20 protein-coding genes are annotated in these 26,692 nt (G+C 54.9%); 8 read left to right on the forward strand and 12 right to left on the reverse strand.

Annotated features, from left to right (window positions below):
• Positions 1-42: 42 nt before the first annotated feature.
• Together CPA50_RS18315 and CPA50_RS18320 are read right to left on the reverse strand one after the other, a co-directional pair.
• The gene (locus tag CPA50_RS18315; protein WP_096783984.1) at positions 43-3,120 is read right to left on the reverse strand and encodes an efflux RND transporter permease subunit; all 3,078 of its coding nucleotides are present in this window, start codon (positions 3,118-3,120) and stop codon (positions 43-45) included.
• A complete protein-coding gene (locus CPA50_RS18320; RefSeq protein ID WP_096783985.1) occupies positions 3,120-4,223 on the reverse strand; it encodes an efflux RND transporter periplasmic adaptor subunit in 1,104 nt (367 codons plus the stop codon). The genes CPA50_RS18315 and CPA50_RS18320 overlap by 1 nt, the downstream gene beginning before the upstream one ends.
• A gap of 275 nt (positions 4,224-4,498) precedes the next feature.
• Between CPA50_RS18320 and CPA50_RS18330 the strand changes: the two genes are divergently transcribed.
• On the forward strand, positions 4,499-4,996 hold the full coding sequence (locus CPA50_RS18330; protein ID WP_096783987.1) for a DnaJ domain-containing protein: 498 nt from the start codon (positions 4,499-4,501) through the stop codon (positions 4,994-4,996).
• Positions 4,997-4,999: 3 nt separating this feature from the next.
• Here the strand turns inward: CPA50_RS18330 and CPA50_RS18335 are convergent, their stop codons facing one another.
• Positions 5,000-5,788, reverse strand: a complete 789-nt coding sequence (locus CPA50_RS18335) for a secretin (RefSeq protein WP_096783988.1) — start codon at positions 5,786-5,788, stop codon at positions 5,000-5,002.
• Between the two features lie 106 nt (positions 5,789-5,894).
• Between CPA50_RS18335 and CPA50_RS19500 the strand changes: the two genes are divergently transcribed.
• Together CPA50_RS19500 and CPA50_RS18345 are read left to right on the forward strand one after the other, a co-directional pair.
• Positions 5,895-6,032 (forward strand): hypothetical protein, encoded by a 138-nt coding sequence (locus tag CPA50_RS19500; protein ID WP_179397263.1) that lies wholly within the window; start codon positions 5,895-5,897, stop codon positions 6,030-6,032.
• A 131-nt stretch (positions 6,033-6,163) separates the two neighbouring features.
• The gene (locus CPA50_RS18345; RefSeq protein ID WP_096784016.1) at positions 6,164-7,216 is read left to right on the forward strand and encodes a 3-deoxy-7-phosphoheptulonate synthase; all 1,053 of its coding nucleotides are present in this window, start codon (positions 6,164-6,166) and stop codon (positions 7,214-7,216) included.
• Here CPA50_RS18345 and CPA50_RS18350 read toward each other — a convergent pair.
• Positions 7,161-7,832, reverse strand: a complete 672-nt coding sequence (locus CPA50_RS18350) for a LysE family transporter (RefSeq protein WP_096783990.1) — start codon at positions 7,830-7,832, stop codon at positions 7,161-7,163. The genes CPA50_RS18345 and CPA50_RS18350 overlap by 56 nt on opposite strands.
• A gap of 163 nt (positions 7,833-7,995) precedes the next feature.
• Between CPA50_RS18350 and CPA50_RS18355 the strand changes: the two genes are divergently transcribed.
• Together CPA50_RS18355 and CPA50_RS18360 are read left to right on the forward strand one after the other, a co-directional pair.
• A complete protein-coding gene (locus CPA50_RS18355; RefSeq protein ID WP_096783991.1) occupies positions 7,996-9,438 on the forward strand; it encodes a dihydrolipoyl dehydrogenase in 1,443 nt (480 codons plus the stop codon).
• Between the two features lie 138 nt (positions 9,439-9,576).
• On the forward strand, positions 9,577-10,050 hold the full coding sequence (locus CPA50_RS18360) for a Dps family protein (protein WP_096783992.1): 474 nt from the start codon (positions 9,577-9,579) through the stop codon (positions 10,048-10,050).
• A 179-nt stretch (positions 10,051-10,229) separates the two neighbouring features.
• Here the strand turns inward: CPA50_RS18360 and CPA50_RS18365 are convergent, their stop codons facing one another.
• The 5 genes from CPA50_RS18365 to CPA50_RS18385 all read right to left on the reverse strand — a co-directional run bounded on the left by CPA50_RS18365 (position 10,230) and on the right by CPA50_RS18385 (position 14,957).
• A complete protein-coding gene (locus CPA50_RS18365; RefSeq protein WP_096783993.1) occupies positions 10,230-11,525 on the reverse strand; it encodes a TRAP transporter large permease in 1,296 nt (431 codons plus the stop codon).
• The gene (locus tag CPA50_RS18370; RefSeq protein WP_096783994.1) at positions 11,522-12,067 is read right to left on the reverse strand and encodes a TRAP transporter small permease subunit; all 546 of its coding nucleotides are present in this window, start codon (positions 12,065-12,067) and stop codon (positions 11,522-11,524) included. The genes CPA50_RS18365 and CPA50_RS18370 overlap by 4 nt, the downstream gene beginning before the upstream one ends.
• 101 nt (positions 12,068-12,168) lie before the next feature.
• Entirely contained in the window at positions 12,169-13,245 is a 1,077-nt protein-coding gene (locus tag CPA50_RS18375; protein WP_096783995.1) for a TRAP transporter substrate-binding protein, read from the reverse strand.
• Positions 13,246-13,384: 139 nt separating this feature from the next.
• Complete coding sequence (locus CPA50_RS18380; protein WP_096783996.1) at positions 13,385-13,843, reverse strand: ATPase; 459 nt, start codon at positions 13,841-13,843, stop codon at positions 13,385-13,387.
• Between the two features lie 52 nt (positions 13,844-13,895).
• A complete protein-coding gene (locus tag CPA50_RS18385; protein ID WP_096783997.1) occupies positions 13,896-14,957 on the reverse strand; it encodes an acyltransferase family protein in 1,062 nt (353 codons plus the stop codon).
• A gap of 127 nt (positions 14,958-15,084) precedes the next feature.
• Here CPA50_RS18385 and CPA50_RS18390 point away from each other — a divergent pair, with 127 nt between their 5' ends.
• Complete coding sequence (locus tag CPA50_RS18390; RefSeq protein WP_096783998.1) at positions 15,085-16,152, forward strand: beta-N-acetylglucosaminidase domain-containing protein; 1,068 nt, start codon at positions 15,085-15,087, stop codon at positions 16,150-16,152.
• 22 nt (positions 16,153-16,174) lie between these two features.
• Here CPA50_RS18390 and CPA50_RS18395 read toward each other — a convergent pair whose 3' ends face one another.
• Together CPA50_RS18395 and CPA50_RS18400 are read right to left on the reverse strand one after the other, a co-directional pair.
• The gene (locus tag CPA50_RS18395; RefSeq protein WP_096783999.1) at positions 16,175-16,885 is read right to left on the reverse strand and encodes an SIMPL domain-containing protein; all 711 of its coding nucleotides are present in this window, start codon (positions 16,883-16,885) and stop codon (positions 16,175-16,177) included.
• Positions 16,882-17,838, reverse strand: a complete 957-nt coding sequence (locus CPA50_RS18400; protein WP_096784000.1) for a ChaN family lipoprotein — start codon at positions 17,836-17,838, stop codon at positions 16,882-16,884. The genes CPA50_RS18395 and CPA50_RS18400 overlap by 4 nt, the downstream gene beginning before the upstream one ends.
• A gap of 125 nt (positions 17,839-17,963) precedes the next feature.
• Between CPA50_RS18400 and dauA the strand changes: the two genes are divergently transcribed.
• Together dauA and CPA50_RS18410 are read left to right on the forward strand one after the other, a co-directional pair.
• The gene (dauA, locus tag CPA50_RS18405; protein ID WP_096784001.1) at positions 17,964-19,733 is read left to right on the forward strand and encodes a C4-dicarboxylic acid transporter DauA; all 1,770 of its coding nucleotides are present in this window, start codon (positions 17,964-17,966) and stop codon (positions 19,731-19,733) included.
• Positions 19,734-19,747: 14 nt separating this feature from the next.
• Positions 19,748-21,739 carry a CASTOR/POLLUX-related putative ion channel gene (locus tag CPA50_RS18410; RefSeq protein WP_096784017.1) on the forward strand — a complete coding sequence of 664 codons (1,992 nt, stop codon included), beginning with the start codon at positions 19,748-19,750 and terminating at the stop codon, positions 21,737-21,739.
• Between the two features lie 15 nt (positions 21,740-21,754).
• On the opposite strand, the gene CPA50_RS18415 is transcribed toward CPA50_RS18410, so the two are convergent.
• On the reverse strand, positions 21,755-26,692 hold a 4,938-nt coding region (locus tag CPA50_RS18415; protein WP_096784002.1), incomplete at its 5' end, for a beta strand repeat-containing protein.

A 26,692-nucleotide genomic window follows, 5' to 3' on the forward strand; every position in this document is an offset into this window, starting at 1 on the left:
AACCAAAAGGTCAGCCCGGCTTTTTTGTTTGCTGCTGGCCGGTCAGGGGGTTGTAGATACCTGGCTTTGTGCTGCGGCCTGAACCTCTTTTTCTTCATTGTGATCGCGAGCCAGCAGAATATAGAACGCGGGCAATACGAACACAGTGAACAAAGTGCCTATGCCAAGCCCGGCACTGATAGTCAGTCCAATGGCAAAGCGGCTTTCGGCACCGGGGCCAGCTGCAAGCAGTAGTGGCACCATGGCAAAGATCAGTGCCAGTGAGGTCATTATGATCGGCCTTAAACGAATGGCCGCGGCCTCAATGACGGCTTCCACTTTGCCAAAGCCTTTTTCTTTCTGCAGCTGGTTGGCAAACTCCACGATCAGTATTCCGTTCTTGGATACAACCCCGATCAGAGTAATCAGACCTACCTGCGTATAGATATTCATCGTTGCAAAGCCGAGCACTATGAACGCCATGGCTCCGGCCACGGACATGGGTACCGAAATCAGAATGATAAACGGATCGCGCCAGCTCTCGAACTGGGCTGCAAGTACCAGGTAGATAACCAGCAACGACAGGAAGAAGGTTACAACCAGTGCGCTGCCCTGATTCGCCAGTTGCCGGCTCTGCCCTGTGTAATCGTAGGTGAAGCCCTGAGGGAATACCTCGTCTGCGGTTTGCTGCACAAAGTCCATAGCCGTACCTGCGGCAATCCCCGGCATGATGACCCCTTGCAGAGTCAGAGAGTTCTGCTGGTTGAACTGTGTGCGGTTTGAAGGCTCTACATCGTGGCTAAAGCTTACAACGCTGCCCAGAGGGACAAGCGTGCCTTCGCCTGTGCGGATGTAATAATCGTTCAGCGCTTGTTCGTCCAGCCGGAACTGTTGATCAACCTGAGGAATTACCTGATAGGACCTGCCTTCCATGCTGAAACGGTTAATGTACCCGCCGCCAAGCATGCTGGACAGTGACTGCCCGACATCCTGCATGGAAAGCCCGAGATCAGCGACCCGGTCGCGATCGACGTTGATGCGGGTCACTGGACGATCGAAGTTAATGGATTTTTGCAGGAACATGAAGTTGCCGCTGCCCATTGCTTTGCCCAGTAATTCATCCGCTACCTGGTCGAGTTGTTCGTAGCTGTTACCTGTTGTGATCACAAACTGGAACGGCAGACCGCCACCGGATCCGGGTAAGGACGGCCTGGGAAATACTGCTGTCTGCAGGCCAGTTACATTCTTGAGCTCGGCGTCAAGCTGCGGCTGGGCCTGGAACTGGCTGACGTCCCGTTTGCTCCAGGGCTCCATCTTGAAACCACCGAACACAGCGTTTGGCGCGGTAATGCCTACGATCATGAAGTCTTCAGAGTAACCGGGCACGGTGGACAAGCGTTCCTGAACTTCCTCTCCATGTTCCAGAAGATAGTCCAGAGTAGATGTCTGTGGCCCCAGACCCTGATAGAACAGAATGCCCTGGTCTTCGGTGGGTGCCAACTCGTTCTGGCTCATCATCGCCATGAAGTAGATGGAGCCCAGTACGATCAGTGCAAAAAAGACCACTACGGACTTTGTTTGCATCAGGGAACCGAGCGCCGCTTTGTAGCCTGAAGAGATACCGTTGAATGTGCGCTCTACCAGGACCTCGAATTTTCCGGGATTACCGTGTGGTTTGAGGACTTTGGCAGACAGCATGGGTGAAAGGGTAAGGGCGACGATACCCGAAATTACGACCGTACCGGCCAGGGTGAAAGCGAACTCGGTAAACAGGGAACCAACCAGTCCGCCCATAAACCCGATAGGTGCATAGACTGCAACCAGGGTGGTGGTCATGGCGATAATCGGCACAGCCATCTCCCGTGCGCCATGCAAGGCTGCCTCAAACCGCGATTCGCCTTCTTCAATATGCCGGTGTACGTTTTCTACCATGATGATGGCATCGTCCACCACCAGGCCGATGGCCAGAACCATGGATAAGAGCGTCAGCAGGTTCAGAGAGAACCCGAATATATGCATGAAAAAGGCGCCGCCAATCAGCGACAGCGGAACCGCAACAGAGGGTACGATAGACGCGCGAATGGATCCCAGGCACAGGAACACCACCACAAGTACAATACCCATAGCTTCAAGCAGGGTACGGATAACCTCGTTTATGGAGTCCTCAATAAAATCTGATGCGTCATAGGCAAGGCGGACCTTAAGGTCACCCGGTAACTGGCTTTCGATATCCGGAAGGTCACCTTTTACCAGACCCGCAACCGTAAGAGGGTTGGCGCCTGGTGCCAGTTCGATCGCCACGTAAGTGGCGGGCTGGCCTTTGTATAGTGCCAATGCATCGTAAGTTTCTGACCCCAGTTCCACCCGGGCGATGTCCTGGAGCCGGATCTGAGTCCCATTGGCCTGCTTGACCACAAGATTACGGAATTCGTCCGGATCCGCTACATCCGTATCGCTGGTCATGCTGACTTCAGTGTAGGTGCCTTTGGTATTGCCTACGGCTGCCTGGTAGTTGTTTGCGCGAAGCTTGGCAACAACCTCTTGAGGTGTCATATCAACGGCGGCCAGGCGTTCCGGATCGAGCCAGATGCGCAAGGCAAACTTGCGGCCGAGCAGTTGTGCTTTACCAACGCCAGCCAGCGCCTGGAGTCTGGGTTGCACCACCCGGGTAAGGTAATCGGTAATCTGCGGAACAGCCATGTCTGAGCTGTAGAAGGCAATGTACATCAGTGCCGTAGAGTCACCGGTGGTGGACGTGATCACCGGGTCCTGCGCGTCGGCAGGCAGAACGTTGCGCTGACTGGCAACTTTTGCCTGTATCTCGGCCAGTGCAGCATTGGCGTCGTAGTTCAGTACCATTTTGGCTTCAATGGTCGACGTGCCCTGCGAGCTTGTAGATGTCAGGTAATCAATGCCACTGGCTTCTGCAATGGCCTGCTGCAGGGGCGTGGTAATAAAACCTTTGATCAGATCTGAGCTGGCGCCCGGGTAGGCCGTTGTGACCGTGACCGTGGTGCTTTCCAGCTCCGGATATTGCCGGATCTCCATCTCCATTGCGGCCCGGGCGCCGAGCAGCAGGATAAGAAGACTGACCACCGTCGCCAGTACGGGACGATGGATGAAAATGTCGGTGAATCGCATTACTCAGATGCCTCCTGCGGCTGCTTTTCGTCGTCCTGAATCTCGACCCTCTGGCCGGCCCGGAGTCTCAGCAATCCTTTGGAAACCACTTTCTCGCCTGCTTCCAGGCCGGAGAGAATTGCAACCCGCTTATCCCGTGTCCGGCCTGCAGTGATAGTGCGACGATTGACAACCAGTACACCGTCATCGTTTTCCTCAATGGCAAATACGAAGTCGCCATAAGTGTTGTAGGAAATAGCGGTGCGGGGGATGGTCACCACGTCTTCGGCCTCTGGCTGCCTGGTCTGTATGGTTGCAAACATACCTGGACGCAGCAGGCTTTCCGGATTGTCCAGCGTGGCGCGGATACGAACGGTCCGGGTTTCCGGGTTCACAGAGGTGTTGATAGCACTGACCTTGCCTTCAAATTCCTGCTCGGGTACCGCCGCTACGGTGGCAATGACAGAGTAGCCTCGGGCAACGTTCGGCAGATTCTTCTCTGACAGGGTGTAGTCCACGTAGATCGGGTTGAGCATATTGATTTCAACGATTGGTGTGCCGGTGGCAATGTATTCCCCTTGATCCACCATTCGAATACCCAGGGTACCGTCAAACGGGGCACGGATTATTTTCTTGCTCAGTTGGGCTTCAGCTTCGTTGACGCGTGCGCGCGCCGCGTCGAAGTTTGCTTTTGATTCGTCATACTGGGACTGGGATACTGCACGCTTTGGCAGCAGATCGGAGATACGCTTGAATTCCTGCTCTGCCAGCTGGGCTTCTGCTCGGCGGGTGCGCACGGCGGCCTCGTCAATTGCGGTGTTCAGACGGATCAGAATGTCGCCCTGTTTGACAGTGTCACCGGATTCAAAGTTAATACTTTCTATTACACCGGGAACTTCGTTGGCTACCTCAATGCCGTTAACGGCTGTGATACTGCCCACAGCCTTGACAGAGGGAGTCCAGGTTTCGGTCTGCGCTTCAGTGGCGGATATCTGCGCTGGCGGTTGAGGCTGTGACATCATTTCTTTCATCTGGCCAAACTGGTAAAACTTGTAGCCGAAGATGCCGCCAAGCACTACGCCAAGGAAAATGATTGCGATCAGGAAGCGGGAAGCAGTGCGCATAGTTCAGGTCCTGGGAATCTCTATCTGGTCTGGTGTTTGCCATGGGCAGGAAGGGACGACGGATAACCGTATTTTCCTTCCGGATCATTGCATGATAACAGACTGTTTGGATGCGGAAATTGTTGATCTGGGACAAAGCATAGCATCCTACAAAACTCAGGGGGCAATTGTCACTGGTTTGTAGGTACTTATAGCTAGCATTCTCGCAAGCCTGGCTGGCCTTGTCACAACAATCGGTGCCAGAATTACGACCTTATATCATTAAAGGATCAACCATGCAGTGGATATTGGGCATCGCCTTGGCGGCAGCCGTCTTTGTGGTTCTGAAACAATGGGGTGGATTGTCGACAGAGAAGAAGAAAGCGGCCACCTGGAAAGCCATTCTTGTTGGTGGTGGCGCTTTGCTGGTGTTCATGGTTCTTACTGGCCGGGTACATGTCCTGACAGCTGCTGTCGCGGCGCTGATTCCATTGTTGCGTAAGTTGCCAGAGATCGTCCGGTATGTGCCGGCAGTGAATCGCTTCTTTTCGGGTGGTGATGCGGGCGGTCAAAGCAGAACTGGTGCGGAGCAGTCCGGGGAGGCACGCAGTGGCGCTATGTCTGAGCGTGAGGCCTGCGAAATACTGGGAGTTTCCGCTGCATGTTCGAAAGATGAAATTGTTATGGCTCACCGTCGGCTGATGCAGAAAATGCACCCGGACCGGGGCGGAAGCGATTATCTTGCAGCAAAGATCAACGAAGCGAAAAGTGTTTTGCTGCGTACCAGAGTGTAGGCTTCAGTGAACAATGTCGACTTTCACTTCAAAGCTCCGGTTGTCTGACCGGCTGCTCTTTACACTGTAGGCAATGCCCGATTGTTTGTGGGTAGACTCGGTCGAAGTGCTGCCCAAAGACACCCATTGGCCGGGTTCCACTCTGCGGATTGTCACTAAAGCCTGGGTTTCATAGCCATCCAGTTCGGCGGGGTCAGCCTCAAAAGACATAATGTTCAGTTCTATTGCACGATCTGAAATTACCTGTGGGCTGACAACAAATCCACTGCGCGTCTCTACTTGCTCGAAGATAGCCGCCGGGTTTCTTCCTCCCTGCACGGCGAAGGGCAGAGTCCGTACCTGGCCAGACGTGATATGAGCTGACTGTCCGTCCATAACCATCAGGCTTCGTTCCCGCGAGCCACCGGTGCTTGTAACTCTGTGCTCAACCACTACACCAGCCCCGTTTCGTGTTGTTGTGACTCCGCCGCCAGAGCGTTTGCCGCCGATATCCTCCTGGGACCGCACGGTTATCCTGACCTGTACCGGGGCAACGTCCAGGGTTTCGATTAACATGCCGATTTCGTCCAGCAATTGCTGGTCGCCACGAACAACGAGCTGCTGCCCGCTGGCGGTGACAGATACGGGCTCGCCGTGATAAAGCTCCCGCACCTGACTGGCCACATCCTCGCCAGCCCTGTTATTGAGCTGCCAGGCTCGGGAGTCAGCATGTGCTGAACCAGTTCCGGAGATGAGTGCGAGCATGAGTATAAAAAAGAACAGGAAGGTGTAATTCCGCAGATTTAATGTCATTGCTGGTTCCCATTGTCTCTGAAAGTCCGGTTTTTCTGGTATTGATCTGCTAAAAAGCCCGGTTACGGGTTGCCAAGTTGAAAACCCGGGGTATATATTAGTAAGCATGAAGACGACACAAGCGATCTGTCAATTGAATGTTCTGCAAGCTTTCGGCCAAAAGCCGCTGGCGGCAGTCGCTGCTGTGTTTTTCTGGTGGTTTGGTTATGGCTTTTATTTTAGCCAGCGCCAGGGCCGCCCGTAACATCTTCAAAAAACGAACAACGAGGATGGCAGCCCGGCGAAAAACCAGGCTGCCGTCGGACTCAGAAAGCCCCGACTGGTAGCCCAGCCGGGGCTTTTTTGATTCTGACGCAGGGAAATGGGAACACTGATATGAACATGCCTTTGAACACTTCCGGAGAGTGCCAGGTGCTGAGCGCCGGCTCGACTCACCGGCAGGAAACAGCGCTGCCGACGCCAGCCGAATTGCGGGAGCGTTTGCCGGTTGAGGATCGGCTTGCACTACAGGTGGCAAAGCACCGGCAGGAGATCCGGAACCTTCTGCACGGCGAAGATGAGCGTATTCTGGTTGTGGTCGGGCCCTGCTCGATTCACGATGAAGTTGCCGCGCTGGAGTATGGAGAAAAGCTTAAAGCTCTGGCTGATACGGTTAGTGATCGCTTACTTATTGTTATGCGTGCATACCTGGAAAAACCGAGAACAACCGTTGGCTGGAAGGGCTTGCTGTACGACCCTGAGCGTACAGGCTCTGGTGACCTTAACGAGGGCTTGCTGCGTTCACGCCGCCTGCTTCTGAATCTGGCTGAGATGGGCTTGCCGTTGGCAACCGAAGCTTTGAGCCCTTTTGCAATGGACTACCTCGGCGATCTGGTGAGCTGGACCGCTATCGGAGCCCGTACCACTGAATCCCAGATTCACCGTGAGATGGTCAGTGGTTTGCCTATGCCTGCCGGATTCAAAAACGGCACTGATGGCGGAATCAATGTTGCTATCAATGCCATGAAGTCGGGAGCCCACCCGCACCACCACCTGGGCGTTTCTGCGAATGGTGCGCCAGTCATGGTCAGCACCCGGGGCAATCCGGATACCCATCTGGTGCTGCGTGGCGGCCGGGGTATTACCAATTATGATGAAGGCAGTATTCAGCATGCTGCGCAAGCTCTTTCTGCTGCAGGCCTTTGCGCTGCGATCATGGTGGACTGCAGTCATGACAATGCCTGCAAACAGGCCGAGCGACAGATCGATGTTGCCCGTGAAGTGATGCGCCAGAGACGGGAAGGTAACACCAGTATTCGCGGGCTGATGCTGGAGAGCTTTCTGGAGGCCGGGCGGCAGGATGACGGCGATGATCTGCGTTACGGTTGTTCGATCACCGATCCGTGTCTGTGCTGGGACCAGACGGAAGCTCTGCTCCGCTCACTGTAGAGAGCAGGAGCTGGCCTGCCAACAGCAGCAGAATACCTCCCATCAACCGGTCAAGCCAGTGGCCGAAGCGGTTGAATCCCTTGCGCACAGCTGGCAACGTGAAGAAGACGGCAACCAGGGTAAACCAGACCCCTGTCGCCAGTGCCATGTAAATACCGTAGCCGGCCTGAATGGCCACGGGAGTTCCCGGGCTGATGACAACTGAAAACAGTGAAACGAAGAACAAAGTTGCTTTCGGGTTGAGAGCGTTGGTCAGAAAACCCAGGCGCAGGGCAGCAACGCCGGATTGCGGAGCCGCTGCTTCGGCTGCTACATGAATTCCACCTGCCTGGGATTTCAGGCAATGTATCGCAATCCAGGTGAGGTACAGCGCACCGGCAATCTTGAGTATGGTAAACAGCAGGATAGACTGCTGGATGATCAGGCCAATACCGAGCAGTGAGTAGCTCACGTGCACCAGAATGCCCGCAGCGATACCGGCTGAAGTGAACAATGCGTTTTTCCGGCTCTGAAACAGTGCCTGTCGGATCATCACTGCAAAATCAGGCCCCGGACTGGCTACGGCCAGCCAATGTATCAGGGCCACAGTGAGAAATTCCGGCCAGTAACTGTTCATATGCAATGGTCTCTCTAATTCAGAATTGCGCCAGATCATGATTGCGCGAGGTCCAGGCGCCCAAAATCGGGGTTACGGATAAAGGCTCCTATACTAACGTACATATTATTGGATTTTCATCTAGGTTCCCGGCTTTTGGGAATCCCGGTCTGGAGGCTGTTCTATGGAAAAGCGTGAAGTGGATGTAGCTATTATTGGCGCAGGAACTGCCGGAATGGTGGCCTACCAGAGAGTGCGAAAGGTCACAGACAAAGTAGTGCTGATAGAAAGCGGCGAGTACGGGACTACCTGTGCCAGAGTAGGCTGTATGCCAAGCAAGTTGCTGATTGCCGCTGCGGACAGCGCTTATGGAATGTCCAGGGGAAAGCTGTTCGGAATTTCTGCCGGCGATATCACAGTGGATGGAAAACGCGTGATGGAACGGGTGCGCTCAGAGCGTGACCGCTTTGTCGACTCAGTGGTCCGTTCGGTAGAGAAGTTCCCCGAAGAACATCGCATCAAGGGAAATGCGCGCTTCGCCGGGCCTAACCGCCTGATCGTTGGCAATGAAACCGAGATTCATGCACAACGGATTATCATTGCCACAGGCTCCCGGCCCAACATTCCAGGTTTTTTGAAAGAAGCGAAAGACCGCCTTGTGCTCAATGACGATATTTTTGAATGGCAGGATCTGCCGGAGTCGGTTGTTGTTTTCGGGCCGGGTGTGATCGGGCTTGAGCTGGGTCAGGCGCTCAGCAGGCTTGGTGTTCGCGTAAGAATGTTCGGAGTGGGTGGTGCCGTAGGGCCGATTCGCGATGAGAGTATTCGTAAGTATGCGCTCGAATGTTTCAATGAAGAGTTTCCACTTGACCCAGATAGTGATGTGAAGCGCGTCGAGCGGGTTGATGGTGGGGTGGCTGTCACGTTCCTCGATGGCGTCGACAGTGAAAAAACAGAAACATTTGAATACCTGCTCGCAGCCACCGGGCGCCGGCCCAATGTCGACAGCCTGGATATTCAGAATGCGGATATTGAGCTGGATGAGAAAGGTCTGCCGGTGTTTGATCCGCACACGCTTCGCTGTGGCCAGAGCCATATCTTTATTTGCGGTGATGCCAACAACGCATTGCCTCTCCTGCACGAAGCTGCCGACGAGGGCCGGATTGCAGGCAATAACGCCGCGTCTTACCCGGACGTCCGGGCAGGTCTGAGACGTACACCCCTTGCAGTCGTGTTTACTGACCCCCAGATTGCTTCAGTAGGGCTTACAATTGATGAAGTGGATAGGCGGTGTGCGGGTCGCTTCGCTGTAGGTGAAGTGTCATTTGAAGACCAGGGCCGAAGCCGGGTGATTGGTAAAAACAGAGGGTTACTCAGAGTATACGGTGAGCACGGCAGTGGAATGTTTATGGGAGCAGAGATGTTTGGCCCTGCCGCTGAGCACATTGCCCACCTGTTAGCCTGGTCCGCACAGCGCCGGTTAACGGTCAGTGAAATGCTGGAAATGCCGTTTTACCACCCGGTGATTGAGGAAGGCCTGCGAACAGCTCTTAAGCATCTGAACCGTAACCTTGATATAGGCCCGGTTCCCGAAGAGGGCTGCAGTGACTGCGGTCCAGGGGTGTAAGTACTGCTCCTGAAAGTCTGCAGGATGAGGTATTGGCCCGGGCTATCACGGGCATTGGAGAACTAAACTTCACGAATATATTGAGGCTGGGCTAGAGTATTTCCAGTCTTGTTTTAAGCGCCACGAAGGAGGCATGAAATGGGTAAGAACTTTATTGGTCTGGATACGGAAAAAACGGTAAAGCTGGCCGACTCTCTTAACGATCTGCTTTCCAACTATCAGATTTTTTACATGAACGTTCGTGGTTATCACTGGAATATCAAAGGCGATAATTTTTTTGAACTTCATTTGAAGTTTGAAGAATTGTACAACGATCTCCTGCTCAAGGTTGATGAGGTTGCTGAGCGGGTGCTCACGCTGGGGCATCGCCCGGCGCACTCCTACAGCACCTACATTGAGCGTTCAGAAGTATCGGAGCAGAGAGACGTCTGTGATGGCAAACAGGCCATGGAGAATATTCTCGATAGCTTTGCAACGCTTATAGGCAAGCAGCGAGAGCTGCTGAGCCTGGCGGGGGATGCAGAGGATGAGGGTACTGCGGCGCTGATGAGCGATTACATTTCCCAGCAGGAAAAAACAGTCTGGATGTATCGTAGTTATCTGGGGCACTGATCTCTGAAACTTGTTTTATGGCGGCCTTTTGGTCGCCTTTTTTGTATCTGGAAAAAGGCACCGGGTTATGTGGCCTGAATTTGGGCCCCGTCAGGAATTGACAGCGTTTCGGGAAAAGAGTGATAGAGAGGGGAAAGGAAAAGCTGCAGCCGGGCCGGATGGCCCGGCTGCATGACAGATCAGTATGAAGAGCTCATACCGAACCACTCGGGGAAAATCACTATAAGCGCCAGTACCAGCATCTGCAGGAGAATAAACGGCAAGACTCCTTTATAGATGTCGATCGTGCGTACTTGCGGTGGTGCGACGCCTTTGAGGTAGAACAGAGAGAACCCGAAGGGAGGCGTCAGGAAGCTGGTTTGCAGGTTCATTGCGATAAGAATGGCAAACCAGAGCATATTGATGCCCAGAGCTTCGGCAACCGGAGCCAGAATTGGCACGATGATAAAGGAAATTTCCACAAAATCGATGAAAAATCCCAGTACCAGAATGACCAGCATGGCGAGGATGATGAACCCCCATTTTTCGCCCGGCAGTTGCAGCATCCATTCTTCCAGCAGGTAGTCGCCGCCGGTATAGCTGAAGACCATCGAGAAAGCAGTCGCGCCGATCAGGATTGCGAACACCATGGCGGTTACTTTGACCGTATCTTTCGACGCATCCCAAACCATCTGGAATGAGAACTGACGATAGATAATGGCCAGAACGATTGCACCAATGCCACCCAGCGCAGAGGATTCTGTAGGTGTCGCAATGCCGGTGAAAATCGAACCAAGTACAATGACAATCAGCGCCAGCGGTGGAATGATCGCAAATAACGCGTTCACTATTTCCTTTTTGCGGGAAATGCTGGGGTCTTCCGGCATGGCCGGTGCTGTCTCGGGTTTGAAGCGGGTCATGACCAGGATATAGATGATATAGAGCCCGATAAGAACCACTCCGGGCCCTACGGCTGCTTTGAACAGATCGCCTACCGGGAGCCCCAGAACATCACCCAGAATAATCAGGATAATGGATGGTGGAACAATCTGCCCCAGGGTGCCCGCTGCGCAGATAGTGCCTGTTGCCAGACGCTTGTCATACTTGTGAGCGAGCATGACAGGCAGGGAAATCAGGCCCATTGCTACCACGCTTGCACCCACAACACCTGTGGAGGCTGCGAGCAGAGCGCCCACCAGAATGGTGGAAATGGCCAGACCGCCAGGCAGGCCGCCAAACAAGCGCCCCATGGATGTCAGCAACTGCTCGGCCAGACGCGTGCGCTGGAGAATAACCCCCATAAAGATAAACAGGGGAACAGCCATCAGAACGGTATTCTGCATAACGCTCATGATGCGGTAAGGCATAAAGGCAAACAGATCCATGCCTTCGGCAAAAACGCCAAAAAACAAGGCTACGCCGCCAAATGTGAAAGCAACAGGGAAGCCCAGCATCAGCATGAAGAGGGCAACCAGGAACATAATCATGCCGATCATGCGAGTCCCCCCCCGCTATGCTCACCTTCGTACTGTTTTTCACCAGACATTACGCGCAAGGCAAAAGTAGCCATATTGAGGCCGGCGATGGCGATAAAAAATGCGGTGAGCGGAATGATGGATTTGATGATCCAGCGTTGGGGCAGGCCTCCCGGATCGCCGCTACCTTCTCCCATGCTGTAGGAGTCGAGCGCAAAATCGTAGCCGTATATGCCGATAAGGTAGGCAAATGGCACCACAAACAGCAAGGCTCCGGCCAGATTTATCCACGCTTTTGCTTTGTTTCCCCAGCGGGCATAAAACACATCGACCCGCACATGACCATCCGTGCGGAGTGCGTAAGGTATACCGAGCAGAAACACCACCGAATACAGGTGCCATTCCATTTCCTGCATGCCGATGGATACTTCGTTGAAAGCGTAACGGGAGACGACGTCATAAAAGACGTTGCCGGCCATCAGCAGCATCGCGACACAGGCTACCCAGCCGCAGAGATAGGACAAGCGGGCAAGGCCCTCATCCAGCTTTATAATCCACTGCATTCACAATCCTCTGCCAGACCGCCTGGCATTTTCACTATTGCTATAAACAACAAAGCCGGGATCACGATCAGAGCGAACCCGGCCCCATTACAGCCTGTATCTTACTCGATTGTGCCCATAGTGTTTAGGTATGCGCGCTCAGAAATATCGGTGTAAGCGCGGCTCTGCTCCAGGTATTCCTGTTGGGATTTGATAATCCGGGCTGCCTGCTCGTTGCTGTCGGCAGCTTCCTTCAGGAGTTTTTTGTTGGCGTCGTACATGGCCTGGAAGATATCCTGCGGGAACTGCTTGATCTGCACGTTCGGATAATCTTTCTTGATGTTAGCCCAGGCTTCCGCGTTGGCGTGCTGTGAGAGTACCAGCATGTCGTAGGAAGCGGTGCGCATGGCTACACGCATAATTTCCTGCAGGTCGGCCGGCAGCTTTTCCCAGACTTTCTTGTTTACCAGGAACTGAAGTTCTGTTGCTGGCTCGTGCCATCCTGTGTAGTAATAATCAGCAATCTGCTGGAAGCCAAGGCGCAGATCCAGAGCCGGACCTACCCACTCAACGGCATCAATGGTGTTGCGCTCAAGCGCTGTATACAACTCGCCCGGTGCAATGTTGGTCGGATTGACGCCTACTTCTGCAAAGACTTCACCGGCGAACCCGGGAATGCGCATTTTCAGACCTTTCAGGTCATCCAGGGATTTGATTTCTTCGCGGAACCATCCACCCATCTGAACGCCGGTGTTGCCGCCGGGAAACGAGAGCATGTTGTGGGGCGCATAAACTTCCTGCATCAGTTCCATGCCGCCGCCGTGGTAAAACCAGGCATATTGTTCCATGGCATTCATGCCGAATGGCATGCTGGTGAAGAACAGGGTTTCGGGAACCTTGCCTTTCCAGTAATAAGAAGCGGAGTGGCCCATGTCGTACTGACCAGCCTTGACCATATCAAACACGCCCAGGGGAGCTTTGTGTTTGTTGGCAGAATCTATCCGGATTTTCAGGCGCCCATTAGACATTTTCTCGACGGATTTGGCGAAATTCTTGGTGGTGTCCCCAAAGATCGGGAAGTTCGGCCCCCATGTCTCTGCCATCTTCAGAGTAAACGTGTCTTGAGCCAGTGCCTGTGCTGAGGCGAAAGTCGCTGCCACAGCGAGTACCGCCGCGGAGAAAACAGAACGGATCTTCATTGCTCATGTGTCCTTTTGTCATTTTTGTGGATCGAGCCCGGCTTTCTTGAGGAAGCCTGATAACAGGTTTACGTTAACAAGTATTGTGATCCAGCGAAATGAAAAATCGCTTCGAATACGACATAGGTCGTAGTTCGCGTCAGATGTCGTTCATCCTGCCAATCTGGCTGGACATCTGCATAGCCTCGTGTTTTTCAAGCGCCAGCAGCTCTTCCAGGAGGGTTTTGGCTTCCTCGATTTCTGCCTTGCCGATCAAGGAATCATAGAGATCCATAATCTGATCATGGAACGCGAAAATTTCCCGGGCTATGTCGTCAAAATCAAGCTTTGCAAATCTCGTATCGCAAGCCTGGCCGGGTTTGAATGGTTTATGATTCAGATAATCGTAAAGGTGAGTCTGTAAAGCTTTGGGGTCGGCCTGTTTTTCAAACTCAGCTACGGTTTTTGCTAACAGTGACTCGTGGCGCGCAATGTAGTCCAGCAGCGCACTGGCACGCTCATTGTCGTGTTTTTCTGCGGATTCGTGCAGACACTCTGCGAGATGTGCATGCAACTGGCGGGTCCAGTCGATCAGATCTCCAAAGGTTTTTATCTCCATTTCCTGGCTCCTTGAATGAGATTTTTATTCAGATAAACAGTCAGGCATCAGTCTAGTCGATTGCCTTGGCTGTTGCTCTTACGGGTTGCGCTGTTTCTGTACCGCTACGCCAGGCCCGGAAACGTCGCAAGGCCGGCTGTTCGATACTGTAGTGAATCCCGGAGGCGAGAAGCAGAGCCATTCCCAGTGCAAGGCAGACACCAAGCCAGCCTGGCAATCCTGCATTGTAGCTCCATGTGATGATGCCGTAGCCGATATTCTGATGTACAAGGTAAAGGCTGTAGGAAAGTCTGCCCAGCCAGAGCATTGGCTGATTGGCCAGTATGTTCAGCCGGCCGGCCACGGCCAGGGAAAACACGGTAAAGCAGCCCAGTACAAAAAGACTGTAGGGCAGTTTGTAAGCCAGCAGACCATGGCACACGGCCAGCGCCAGGAGTACTGCATCTGCGGCTGCGGGACGGCCGTACCGGTAAATCCGGTAGATCAGCATGCCGCCCATAAACAAAGGGGCGTATTTCACAAACATCAGATCCTTGACCAGAAACTCCAGGCCTTCGGGTATCTGCTTCCACCAGACGACGCCTGCATAGCTCACCAGCATCCAGGCCCAGAACGCCAGCCGCAGACGTGACCAGTCGCGCAGGGTGTAGAACAGCAGTGCCATCCATGCGTAAAAAGTTACCTCTATTACCAGACTCCAGTAGGCTCCATCCACGTGTTCAGCGCCCAGATACTCATGCAGCAGAGTGGCGTTGAGAAAGGCTGTTTCGAGGCTGACAGCACGGCTTTCGGGGCCGAGAAGGTGCACTGATATAAAGGTAAGAACAATGCCGGTCCAGAGTGCTGGAAGCAGCCGTACCCCTCTGGCCAGCCCGAACCAGGTGGCATTGCGGGTGCGCTCAAGGGTCATGAAAATAACAAAACCACTGAGAATGAAAAACAGATGTACGCCGTAGCGGCCAAACATCAAAGTGTCTGTCAGTAGTTGTGGCAGTTCGAATGAATGGCCGAAAAGTTTGTCGTAATAGGGCAGGTAATGAAAAAGCACGACCCCGAGAGCAGCGAGGCCTCGCAATGCATCAAGACTGCCCAGCCTTGCCTGGGAAGGGTTCATAGCCGTTTCCGTTAAAATTTCACTAATAGTAGCCTGCTTTGACAGGCGGGCATACGGACGGGATATACCATTCGCTTGCCGCAGGTATACCATGTGGTAATACACAGGCTGCTACAGGGAGAGCGCCATGAGCACGACGCTGGGGATTATCGAAGGCTTCTACGGGCCGGTATGGAGTTGGCAGGAGCGAAAACAACTTGTGCGCACACTGGCTCCGCACGGTTATGGCTTTTATCTCTACGCGCCCAAAGCTGACGCGTTTCTGCGCCGGCGCTGGCAGGAACCGCATCCTCAGGAAATGGCAGCCGAGCTGTCAGAGTTTGGCCGGTTTTGCCGAGCACAAGGGGTTCGGTTCGGTGTCGGCCTGAGCCCATACGAAATTTTCAACTGTTTTGATGATACGGCCCGTGCTGCACTTGCTGCGAAGCTTGAGATGCTTGATCGCACAGGTATTGATGAGCTGGCTATCCTGTTTGATGATATGCACGCTGATACTCCGGACCTTGCGGAAACCCAGGTGGATATCATGCACTGGGTTCGCGAGCGAACACAGGCCCGGCATCTTTCAGTATGCCCCAGCTACTATTCTGATGATCCGGTACTGGACCGGGTGTTTGGTGAGCGCCCGACTGCTTATCTGGAAACCCTCGGGCGCCTGTTGAATCGTGAAATCCATGTGTTCTGGACGGGCGAAGAGGTATGCTCCCGTGAGATTTCTCCTGGCCACCTGAAACGTGTGAGTGAACGTCTCGGGCGTAAGCCGGTGCTTTGGGACAACTATCCGGTGAATGATGGTGATCGCATGTCCCGGCACCTTCACCTCAGGGCGTTTACCGGGCGCTCTGCGGCTAACGGCGCATACCTTGCCGGGCACGGGGTCAACCCTGCACTGCAATCAGTGCTGACCACGATTCCCGCCATAACACTGGCTGAGTCTTACCGTCAGGGCACAGAATATCAGTACGGGCAGGCATTTGGCCATGCAGCGAAGGAGGTTCTCGGGAGAGAGCTCGCGGACCAGCTTCATGCCGATCTTCTGGTGTTACAGGACGCCGGTCTCGAGCGCATCAGCGAGGAAAAACGCCAAAGCCTGATACATACCTATGGTGCTTATGATCACCCCGCAGCCAGCGAAATTATACGCTGGCTGCGGGGTGAGTATCAGGTAACCGACGAGATGGTCCAGACTCAGTGAGGCTATGCTGCTTCAGATTGTATTACCGCAGATAGTATTCGACGGTTGAGACCACTCTTACAGTCTTTACGGGGTGTTGTTGCTCGGATACCCCGGGGGCCTGATCCCGGGCGAGTATCTGGAATACACCCTGATTGGCACGGCGCAGGTCGCCCAGTTCGGTTTTCGCATCCTCCGCAAACTGGCTGGCGGCTTCACGGGCGGAAGCCGTGGCTTCCGCAATCATGTCGGGTTTGATGTCATTCAGCCCGTTAAACAGGTAAGTCGGGCCGCTCGGGCCGTAGTCGGATGAAAGTACCACGCCGGAATCGACCAGTTCGCTTACACCCTGGGCAGCCTGGCGGATCTTTTCTATATCCTCGCTGCGTACCATCAGAGTCTGGCTGATAATAAACTTCTGTTCGTTGTTATTGTCTTGGTAAGGATTGGCGCGAGTATCCGTTACATCCAGTCTCTGAAGTTCCACGGCGCTGTCGTTTATAGCCTGCAGCTTCAGGAACGCCATGATGGCGTTGCGGCTGCTTCGGGCTTTTTCCTGGGCGTCGCTGAGGCTGGAACCGGTTGCCACAAAGCGGATTGGCCACAGGGCAAGGTCGGCGGTCACTTCCCGTTCTGCCACACCTTTCACCGTTACATAGCGGTCACCGGTTCGCAGATCTGTCAGGCCGTCGCTGATCAGTGAGGCAGAGACGATAGCGCTGATACCCAGAATAAGGGCAGCAATAACCTTCATGGAGTATCTCCCTTGCAAGTCTCTTGAATGGGGCGCCGGAACCTTGCAGACATCGCTTTGCGCTCGCGATCGTCATCAAGGAATTCTTCCGGCAAGGCCTGGATGAAGTAGAGAAAATCGCCTTTGTTACGGTTTTCATGCAACGGGGCCTTTTCTACGTCCGCGGGCCATACTACCGGTGAAATGACCGCAATCGAAATCTCCGGCGCCCGTTGCTGGAGCAACGCAACGGTTCCGAGATGTTCTTCGCTGTGGAAAGTGCCGGTGGTGTGAATCACCTGATGCCCCGGGTAGGCATTATGGGCGGCCAGTATACGACTTGCCATGGTGTTGTCCCGGAGCAACTGGGCCTTGTATGTGTTGTCGAGACGTTTCTGCATGGTTTCATCTGCCGCACCATGGCTGCTGTTTATTGCGTCATTGAACTTTTCGCGGTAGGCCGGAGTGTCCATGAACGGACTCCCGGGTAACTGTGCCCGGTCGACCGGGGCGAGGCTGTCCAGATATTCCGGCCCTGTGCGACCGACGCAGCGTACGACATCTGCGGGGGCGTTTGCAGCGATCACAGGCAGGCTGTGCTGGCGTGCAAACTCCAGCAGAGGGCGATAGGACGCACGATAGTTTTCCCAGGCATGGCTGTCTTCAATCATTTCGGTTTCGCCGGTCTCGCCATTCAGATAGGCATCAACCGCAGCCTGGTTGTCCAGATTGAACTGTTCCATGGACAGCACCTGCAAAGGCCGTCTTCGGAAGAGGGCGGCCTGAATCTGCGATTGCAGAAAGTGGGACGCCTGGTGGCCGTGGTACTCACCAATGATGACTACATCGGTTCCGGCAAGTCTTTGAGCGAGCGCCTCAGCGCTCAGTTCAATGCCATTGCCTGCATCTGTCAGGCGCGCCTCGTAAAGGGTCTGAGGTCTGGCCGGGGCGCTGTTGGCGATGGGCTGGATCATGGCAGAGCATCCCGTCAGGCTGCTGATTAGTATAACTAGCGCAGTGATTGATAACTTTTTCATCGCAAAATTATATATGATATGGGGCCTCGTTACCTGTATGTCCCCTTAGACTCGAGGCCAGTATGTCCCATCGTGCCCACCTTTTTTCACTTCGGTTTGCCCACGCTTTCCGGGAAGCCTGCATTGACCAGCCCTACAACAGCCGCCGCTTTATGCGTGATCTCATGGCTGGCGTTACCGTGGGTATTATTGCAATACCTCTGGCGATGGCATTGGCTATCGCAAGTGGCGTTGCACCCCAGTATGGTCTTTATACGGCGTTCATTGCCGGCTTTATCATTGCCCTGACCGGTGGTAGCCGGTTCAGTGTTTCCGGTCCCACTGCGGCTTTTGTCGTTATTCTTTACCCCATTGCCCAGACCTACGGCCTTGGTGGGCTGTTACTGGCCACACTGATGTCAGGAGTTCTGCTGATTCTCATGGCCCTCATGCGGCTGGGCCGGTTTATTGAATACATACCAGAATCCGTCACGCTCGGGTTTACCGGTGGTATTGCGGTGGTTATCGCAACTTTGCAGGTAAAGGACTTTTTTGGTCTGCCTGTAGAGTCCATGCCGGAGCACTACTGGGACAAGCTGGCTGTGCTTGCTCAGAGTTTTCCAGGGCTGGATTCCATGAGTGCCCTTGTTGCCTCGGTGACACTTGCGGTCATGTTGCTCTGGCCTCGTCTGAAGACCCCGGTGCCGCCTCACCTTCCCGCAGTCATTATCGGTAGTCTGTTGGCGCTGCTGCTCAATGCAAACGGCGCCGCGGTGGAAACCATTGGCTCAAGATTCAGCTATCTACTTCCAGGTGGAGGCACTGGCGCCGGCATTCCTCCTTTCCTGCCAGAATTCGCCTGGCCGTGGCAGCAGGCGGACGCCAGTGGTGAAGCTATTGGCTTGTCCTGGGATATGGTGCGCGAGCTCCTGCCGGCGGCTTTCGCTATCGCCATGCTGGGCGCTATCGAATCTCTGCTCTGTGCGGTAGTGCTCGACGGTATGACGGGAAAACGCCACAGCGCCAATAGTGAGTTGATGGGGCAGGGGTTGGGTAACATTATCGCGCCGTTTTTCGGGGGTATTACCGCAACTGCAGCCATTGCGCGTTCCGCTGCCAACTACCGTGCCGGGGCCGAATCGCCAGTATCTTCCATGATCCATGCAGTCGTGGTGCTGCTGGCTCTGGTCTCTCTGGCCGGTGTGCTGGCCTACCTGCCGATGCCGGCCATGGCGGCTCTGCTGATTATGGTTGCATGGAATATGAGCGAGGCGCCTAAGGCGGTGCATCTGCTTAAAACTGCGCCGCGAAGTGATATATGGGTCTTTCTCGCATGCTTCTCCCTGACCGTGGCATTGGATATGGTCATCGCCATTACCACCGGGGTTCTTCTGGCGGCCGTGCTGTTCATGCGCGAAATGGCAGAAATGACCAAGGTGACCGATATCACCACGGGTAAACGGATCAGTGGAGAAAATCTGCCTGCTGGCTGGCGAGTTTTCAAAATCAATGGGCCGCTGTTTTTTGCCGCAGCAGACCGTATTTTTGGTGAGCTTGCTGAGCTGTCCCGGAACGTTGACGGGTTTATTCTCTATATGGATGGCGTGACGGTACTGGATGCCGGGGGGCTGTCAGCGCTCAACAAGCTGATCGCTACCTGCCAGAATGACGGAACCTGTATTGTCATTGCTGATCTGCAGTCTCAGCCCCAGCGAACGCTTGCCCGTGGTGGGGTTGGCCCGCTGGAGGGGGTGTTACACTTTACCTCATCCCTGAGGGAAGCTCTGTCTTTACCTTTGTCATCCATGGCTCAGCAGAGCTCAACACCAACAAAAATCACCGGATCAAGCTGATGAAAAAGCCCGCCATGTTGCCTTTTCGCGTTGTCGACCGTGTGAAGTTCATTGTTGAACGGCAATTGGTAAAAGGCGCTGGTTTCCAGTTGCTGGTGGTGGGCATTTTTATTGGTTTGATTTCTCTTGTAGGCGGCCTTCTCGTGGTGCCCCAGGGTGGCGATTTTGACGACCCCGGGTCCGCTGTATGGTGGGCTTTTCTGCGCCTGACAGACCCGGGTTATCTGGGCGACGACGTGGGAACCTGGCAGCGCTTTGTCTCAACCTTGCTGACCATCAGCGGGTATGTGGTATTTATGGGTACGCTGGTAGCTATCCTGACCCGCTGGCTGATCGCAAAAATGGCAGACCTCGAGCGGGGGCTGACACCTGTTACCCTGAAAAAACACGTGGTTGTGCTGGGCTGGACGCCCCAGACATTGCCTCTGCTTTCCGATCTTCTGGGTTCGTCGGGCCGTATGCGACGGTTCCTTGAAAAGCACGACACCCAGAAACTGAACCTGGTGGTGTTATCGGAAGAGGCTTCAGCTGAGCAGGTACATGAACTGCGGAATGAACCCGGTATTGGCCGGCGCGCCCGTCAGATCATCCTGCGTTCCGGGTCTGCCATCCAGCCCGATGCCCTGCACCGGGTCGCCTGTCTTGATGCCGCCGCCGTGATTGTGCCCAGTGCTGTTTATGAAGCGGGCAGCCTGATTTCCTCCGATGTGGAGACTGTTAAAGCCTTGTTGTCGATTGCAGCTCAGGCAAGGTACTACCAGGCACCTTTACCTTTTGTGGTCGCTGAAATTCAGGATATCCGCAAATTGCCGGTGGTTGAGCGTGCCTATCCTGGTGCGGTTGAAGTGGTTGCCGGCAATGCCACGATCAGCCGTTTGTTGGTGCAGAACGTGCTGCATCCCGGATTGTCTGAAGTTTATAACGAGCTGCTGACGGCTGGTGAAGGCAATGAGATTTACGTGCGGGGTGGAGAAACGGTCGCTGGCATGTCTCTCGGGGAACTGGCTGCCGGGCGCCCTGGGGTTATCATTCTTGGCCTGCTTCGTCGTGAGGGGCAAGGGTGGGATATGCGCCTGGCGGCACACTCCGGAACCCGCATAGAAGCGGAAGACAGGATTGTGATGTTAGCTCGCAACTACTCCGAAACGGATGCTGATCCGAAAGCACAGGTGCTGCCTCAGATAAGCCGTGGGGAAGCAAAACCCTCCGTGCATGGAGGCGGGCTGAAAGATCGCCGTATTCTTTTGCTTGGCTGGAATCGCAGAGTGCCCAGCCTCATGGCTGAGTTTGCAAGCTATGGCCCGGGGCAGCCTGTACTGGATATTGTGTCCGTTGTACCTGTGTCTGAACGTGAGCAGGCGATCAGCCGCTATGCTGCGGTTAAACCTCTCGCGGTATACAGCCACATAGAGGCGGACTATATGGTTGAGGATGAATTGCGCCGCATCAATCCAGCCAGTTACGACACTATCTTGTTGCTTGGCAGTGACCGGCTGGCCTCGGGTGAAGAGGCTGATGCACGCACAATGGTCGGCTATCTCCAGCTTGAAGACATACTGGCAGGAGCAGTCCGGCGCCCGCAGCTGATTATGGAGCTGAGCGATCCGGACAATCGCCATCTGCTATATGGTCATCAGAGTGAAATGCTCATCAGTCCGATGATTCTCAGCCATATTCTGGCCCAGGTGGCCCTGAGGCGGGAATTGCGTCTGGTATTGGATGAGCTCTTTACGGCGGGTGGTGCGGAAATCCAGTTTCGTGATCCCGACGACTACCCGCTACCAGCCAGTGTTGATTTTCAATTGCTGGAACGGATATTAGCGGGAGAAGGCGAGATAGCTCTAGGAATCTTCCGGAACCAGCCAGATTCTGCGGGTCGGCACCTGAGCCTGAATCCGCCGAGGCGGGAACACCTGGACATTCAACCAGGGGATCGCCTCGTGGTTTTGTGCATTACGGACCAGGCTGGCCAATCACCGGAAACGGGTGAAATCCCGCCCCGGTGATTGTTCCGGGTTTATTCACTCAATTTTGATGTGCCCGTTGTTCAGCATTGAGTCGATGAATTGCTCGGAGCTTTGACCGTCCATAGTAATGCCGCTCAGGGTGATGGACTGTTGGGCATTGTCGCCATTATCGTTGAGTGCACCGTCTTTATTAAGATAAAGGACGGTATCCCCGTTTTCTTCTTTCGCCATCATATAGTCTGTGATGGTTTCGGCTGACGCGTCCTGGAGAAGATCGCTTAGCTCCAGCTGATCGCCCTGACCCGCCCCGGTATAACCATCCTGGGCATCAATCGTAAAGTCAGTCACAACATCACGGGCTATGCCGCTGTCACTCTCGTCGCCAAGCTCCCAGCGGAACACATCCGCACCAACACCACCTGTCAGCACGTCTGCTCCTGAGCCGCCGGTCAGAGAGTCATTGCCTGCGCCGGCAAGGAGATAATCGTTCCCTGCGCCACCATTCAGAGTGTCGTCGCCATCGTAGCCACGGATCAGGTCGTTTGCTGCGCTGCCTTGCAGAACATCTGCCTGCCCGGTTCCTGAGATAGTTGTATCTGTCTGGTCAACGGTGACAGTCAGCGACTCGGTCACGGACTGCTGCTGACCGGTTGCGGTCTCGGTTGTCGTTGCAGTGACATCAAGACTGATGTCACCGGTAAAGCCTTCCGGCGACAACAAAAACAGGTCTTCCAGCTCATCCGCGGCGAGACTCCAGGTGCCGTCAGGGTTCCTGGTGCCTGCGGTCAGCTCTGCGTCGCCCGGCATGCCATCGATCAGAATGCTCAGAGTCTCAGAGCCGTCCTGGTCTGCCAGTGCAGCATCGATGCTCAAAGCTACGATTGTGCTGAAACTGCTGGTGAATCCGGGAACCTTCAGCGTTGGTGCAAGAAGCTCCAGTGAGGAATCTTTAGCGGAGTCTCCACCATTCAGTATCAGCCACTGGAACTTGTAAGCCCCGGATTCACTGGCTGTATAGTTAAAGCTTCCGTTCACAGACTGATTGGGGAATTTGTTCTCCGATGAATCGACAAGCAGGGTTTCCTGTGCTCCGCTCGGTGCTGTTACAACGAGGGCAACAATATCGTTGAAGCTGTTCTCCACCTCGGACTTGAGGTCTTCACCATTCACGAAGGTGTAGTCCCAGGAAATTTCCATTCCTGCGTTCAGAGCTTGCGTTGCTTCGGTGATCTTTCCGTCGACAATATTGACAGTTCCTGGGTCGTTTGCATTTTGACCTGTGGGGTCAAACCGTCCATCCAGGAAGCCGCTTTCTACACCGAGTTCTCGTTCCAGTGCGGCTTGACTCACACCGTTTCCGGAATCATAGGTGCTCGGATCGACCACTAGATCGTCAGAACCGGTAGAAATAATTGTGTCACCGGCCTGAATAGCTGCAGTGTCGGAGACCGAAAGTACTGGTGAATCAGCGGCCGGAAGCACATTCACGGTAACGGTTGCGGTATCTGTAGCTCCCCTGCCATCACTGATCGTGTAGCTGAACGTGGCTTCGCCCGTGTAGTAATCATCCGGAGTAAAGATGACGTTGCCGCTGGCATCAAGGGATACACTGCCGTTCACAGCGTCTTGTACGCTTGTAATGACCAGTGGGTCGCCATTGGCATCCAGGTCGTTATCCAGCAGGGTAGCGGGATCAATCGTGAGCGTCTGGTTTTCATCAATGATCAGTGCAGTGTCAGTGCTGTTGTGTGATACATGCTGCGAGCCGAGGGTTTCGTATGTGCCCCCTTGCGGGCGAATTTCAACTTCAAGTGCAGCCACTCCACCCTGGTCCCAGTAAACAATCTCTACGCTGTGCGGGCCTTCGCCGGTCAAGGTGAATTCGCTGCCAGTCGCAGTTTGTGCGCTCTGGTTTCTGTCTGCTTCAATAACAGTATCGCCATTAACAACAATGCGGTAACCGTCATCCGCGGTAACGCGGAACTGGTAGGTTCCGGGCGCCAGATCCATCTCACCGGTCATCCGGATAATTGCGTCAGAAGAGTTAACCGGGTCGCCGGACAGGGAGCCGGCATCGCCCTTAAGGAAGTCCTGGATTTTGTTTTCACCTCCAAGATTGCCGCTGACCGGGCCATAACTGATGTTTGTCCCGGAGAACGTTGCGTCGGCTTCCGTCGCTGCAATGAATGCTTCAACCTGAGAAATACTGCTCAGGTTACTGCCATCCGGGCCTTGCTGGTACGCAAAATATTCGCCAAAAAGCCCCTGGGTGGCATTTGTATCATAGGAGTCGTCGCCCGCATCTGGATCGATATTGACATCGAGAACCCCTGTTGTTGAAGCAGAAAGGTCTTGACCGTTGCGGTCGGTGCCCGTTGCTTCTACCGAGATTGAACCATTCGCAAGGCTTGAAGTGTCAACATCTGACACCGAGTAGGAACCGTCTGCGCCTACCTGCACATTTACACTGGTTGACGTGCCATCAGAGTCTGTAATCGTCAGCGTAATAATGCTGCCTCCTGCAACATCTGTTGTGGTTCCAGACAGGTTTATGGTCTGAGTGTCGTTATCGATAGCATCAATTGTTACTGCAAGGTCGCCAGCAAGTGCGTCCAGAGTGCCGTTGGCGGTATCGGAAACGGCGCCGCCGTTACGGTCCGTGGCCGTGGCGGTCACCGTCAGGGTGCCGTCGGCCAGGGTAGAAATGTCGGTTCCGGACACGGAGTAAGAGCCATCCGCGCCGACGGTGGCGGTGGTGTTGACACTGGCGCCGTTGCTGTCGGTGATGGTCAGGTTCACCAGNGAGTTCGGNGCCACATCGTCGGTGGTACCGGAAAGATCGATGGTGCCCGCGCTGCTGTTAACAGCCTCCACGGTAACGGAGAGGTCACCGTCGGTGGCATCCAGTGAATCTGTTGCGGTGTCGGACACCGGATTGCCATTGCGATCGGTGGCGGATGCCGCAACCGTCAGCTGNCCATCTACCAGCCCGGAAATGTCGATATCGGTAAGGGAATAGGAGCCATCGCTGGCAACCACNGCNGAGGTAGTCACCACGTTGTTGTCGGCATCGGTGATGGTGATGCTCACTGANGTGTTCGGAGCCACTTCACTGGTGGTGCCNGACAGGTCCAGCGTCTGGGCACTGTCATCAACACNATCAATTGCGACCGACAGNTCGCCATTGACCGGACTCAGGGTNCCGTTGGCGGTATCGGAAACGGCGCCGCCGTTACGATCGGTGGCCGTGGCGGTCACCGTCAGGGTGCCGTCNGCCAGGGTAGAAATATCGGTTCCGGACACGGAGTAAGAGCCATCCGCGCCGACGGTGGCGGTGGTGTTNACACTGGCGCCGTTGNTGTCGGTGATGGTCAGGTTCACCAGTGAGTTCGGAGCCACATCGTCGGTGGTACCGGAAAGATCGATGGTGCCCGCGCTGCTGTTNACAGCCTCCACGGTAACGGAGAGGTCACCGTCGGTGGCATCCAGTGAATCTGTTGCGGTGTCGGATACCGGATTGCCATTGCGATCGGTGGCGGATGCCGCAACCGTCAGCTGGCCATCTACCAGCCCGGAAATGTCGATATCGNTAAGAGAATAGGAGCCATCGCTGGCAACCACCGCAGAGGTAGTCACCACGTTGTTGTCGGCATCGGTGATGGTGATGCTCACTGANGTGTTCGGAGCCACTTCACTGGTGGTGCCGGACAGGTCCAGCGTCTGGGCACTGTCATCAACACCATCAATTGCGACCGACAGGTCGCCATTGACCGGACTCAGNGTNCCGTTGGCGGTATCGGAAACGGCGCCGCCGTTACGATCGGTGGCCGTGGCGGTCACCGTCAGGGNGCCGTCAGCCAGGGTAGAAATATCGGTTCCGGACACGGAGTAAGAGCCATCCGCGCCGACGGTGGCGGTGGTGTTGACACTGGCGCCGTTGCTGTCGGTGATGGTCAGGTTCACCAGTGAGTTCGGAGCCACATCGTCGGTGGTACCGGAAAGATCGATGGTGCCCGCGCTGCTGTTAACAGCCTCCACGGTAACGGAGAGGTCACCGTCGGTGGCATCCAGTGAATCTGTTGCGGTGTCGGANACCGGATTGCCATTGCGATCGGTGGCGGATGCCGCAACCGTCAGCTGNCCATCTACCAGCCCGGAAATGTCGATATCGGTAAGNGAATAGGAGCCATCGCTGGCAACCACCGCAGAGGTAGTCACCACGTTGTTGTCGGCATCGGTGATGGTGATGCTCACTGANGTGTTCGGAGCCACTTCACTGGTGGTGCCGGACAGGTCCAGCGTCTGGGCACTGTCATCAACACCATCAATTGCGACCGACAGGTCGCCATTGACCGGACTCAGGGTACCGTTGGCGGTATCGGAAACGGCGCCGCCGTTACGATCGGTGGCCGTGGCGGTCACCGTCAGGGNGCCGTCAGCCAGGGTAGAAATATCGGTTCCGGACACGGAGTAAGAGCCATCCGCGCCGACGGTGGCGGTGGTGTTGACACTGGCGCCGTTGCTGTCGGTGATGGTCAGGTTCACCAGTGAGTTCGGAGCCACATCGTCGGTGGTACCGGAAAGATCGATGGTGCCCGCGCTGCTGTTNACAGCCTCCACGGTAACGGAGAGGTCACCGTCGGTGGCATCCAGTGAATCTGTTGCGGTGTCGGANACCGGATTGCCATTGCGATCGGTGGCGGATGCCGCAACCGTCAGCTGNCCATCTACCAGCCCGGAAATGTCGATATCGGTAAGNGAATAGGAGCCATCGCTGGCAACCACNGCNGAGGTAGTCACCACGTTGTTGTCGGCATCGGTGATGGTGATGCTCACTGANGTGTTCGGAGCCACTTCACTGGTGGTGCCGGACAGGTCCAGCGTCTGGGCACTGTCATCAACACCATCAATTGCGACCGACAGGTCGCCATTGACCGGACTCAGGGTACCGTTGGCGGTATCGGAAACGGCGCCGCCGTTACGGTCCGTGGC

The sequence above is a fragment of the Marinobacter sp. ANT_B65 genome (assembly GCF_002407605.1).
In the GTDB taxonomy this organism is placed as follows: Bacteria; Pseudomonadota; Gammaproteobacteria; order Pseudomonadales; family Oleiphilaceae; genus Marinobacter.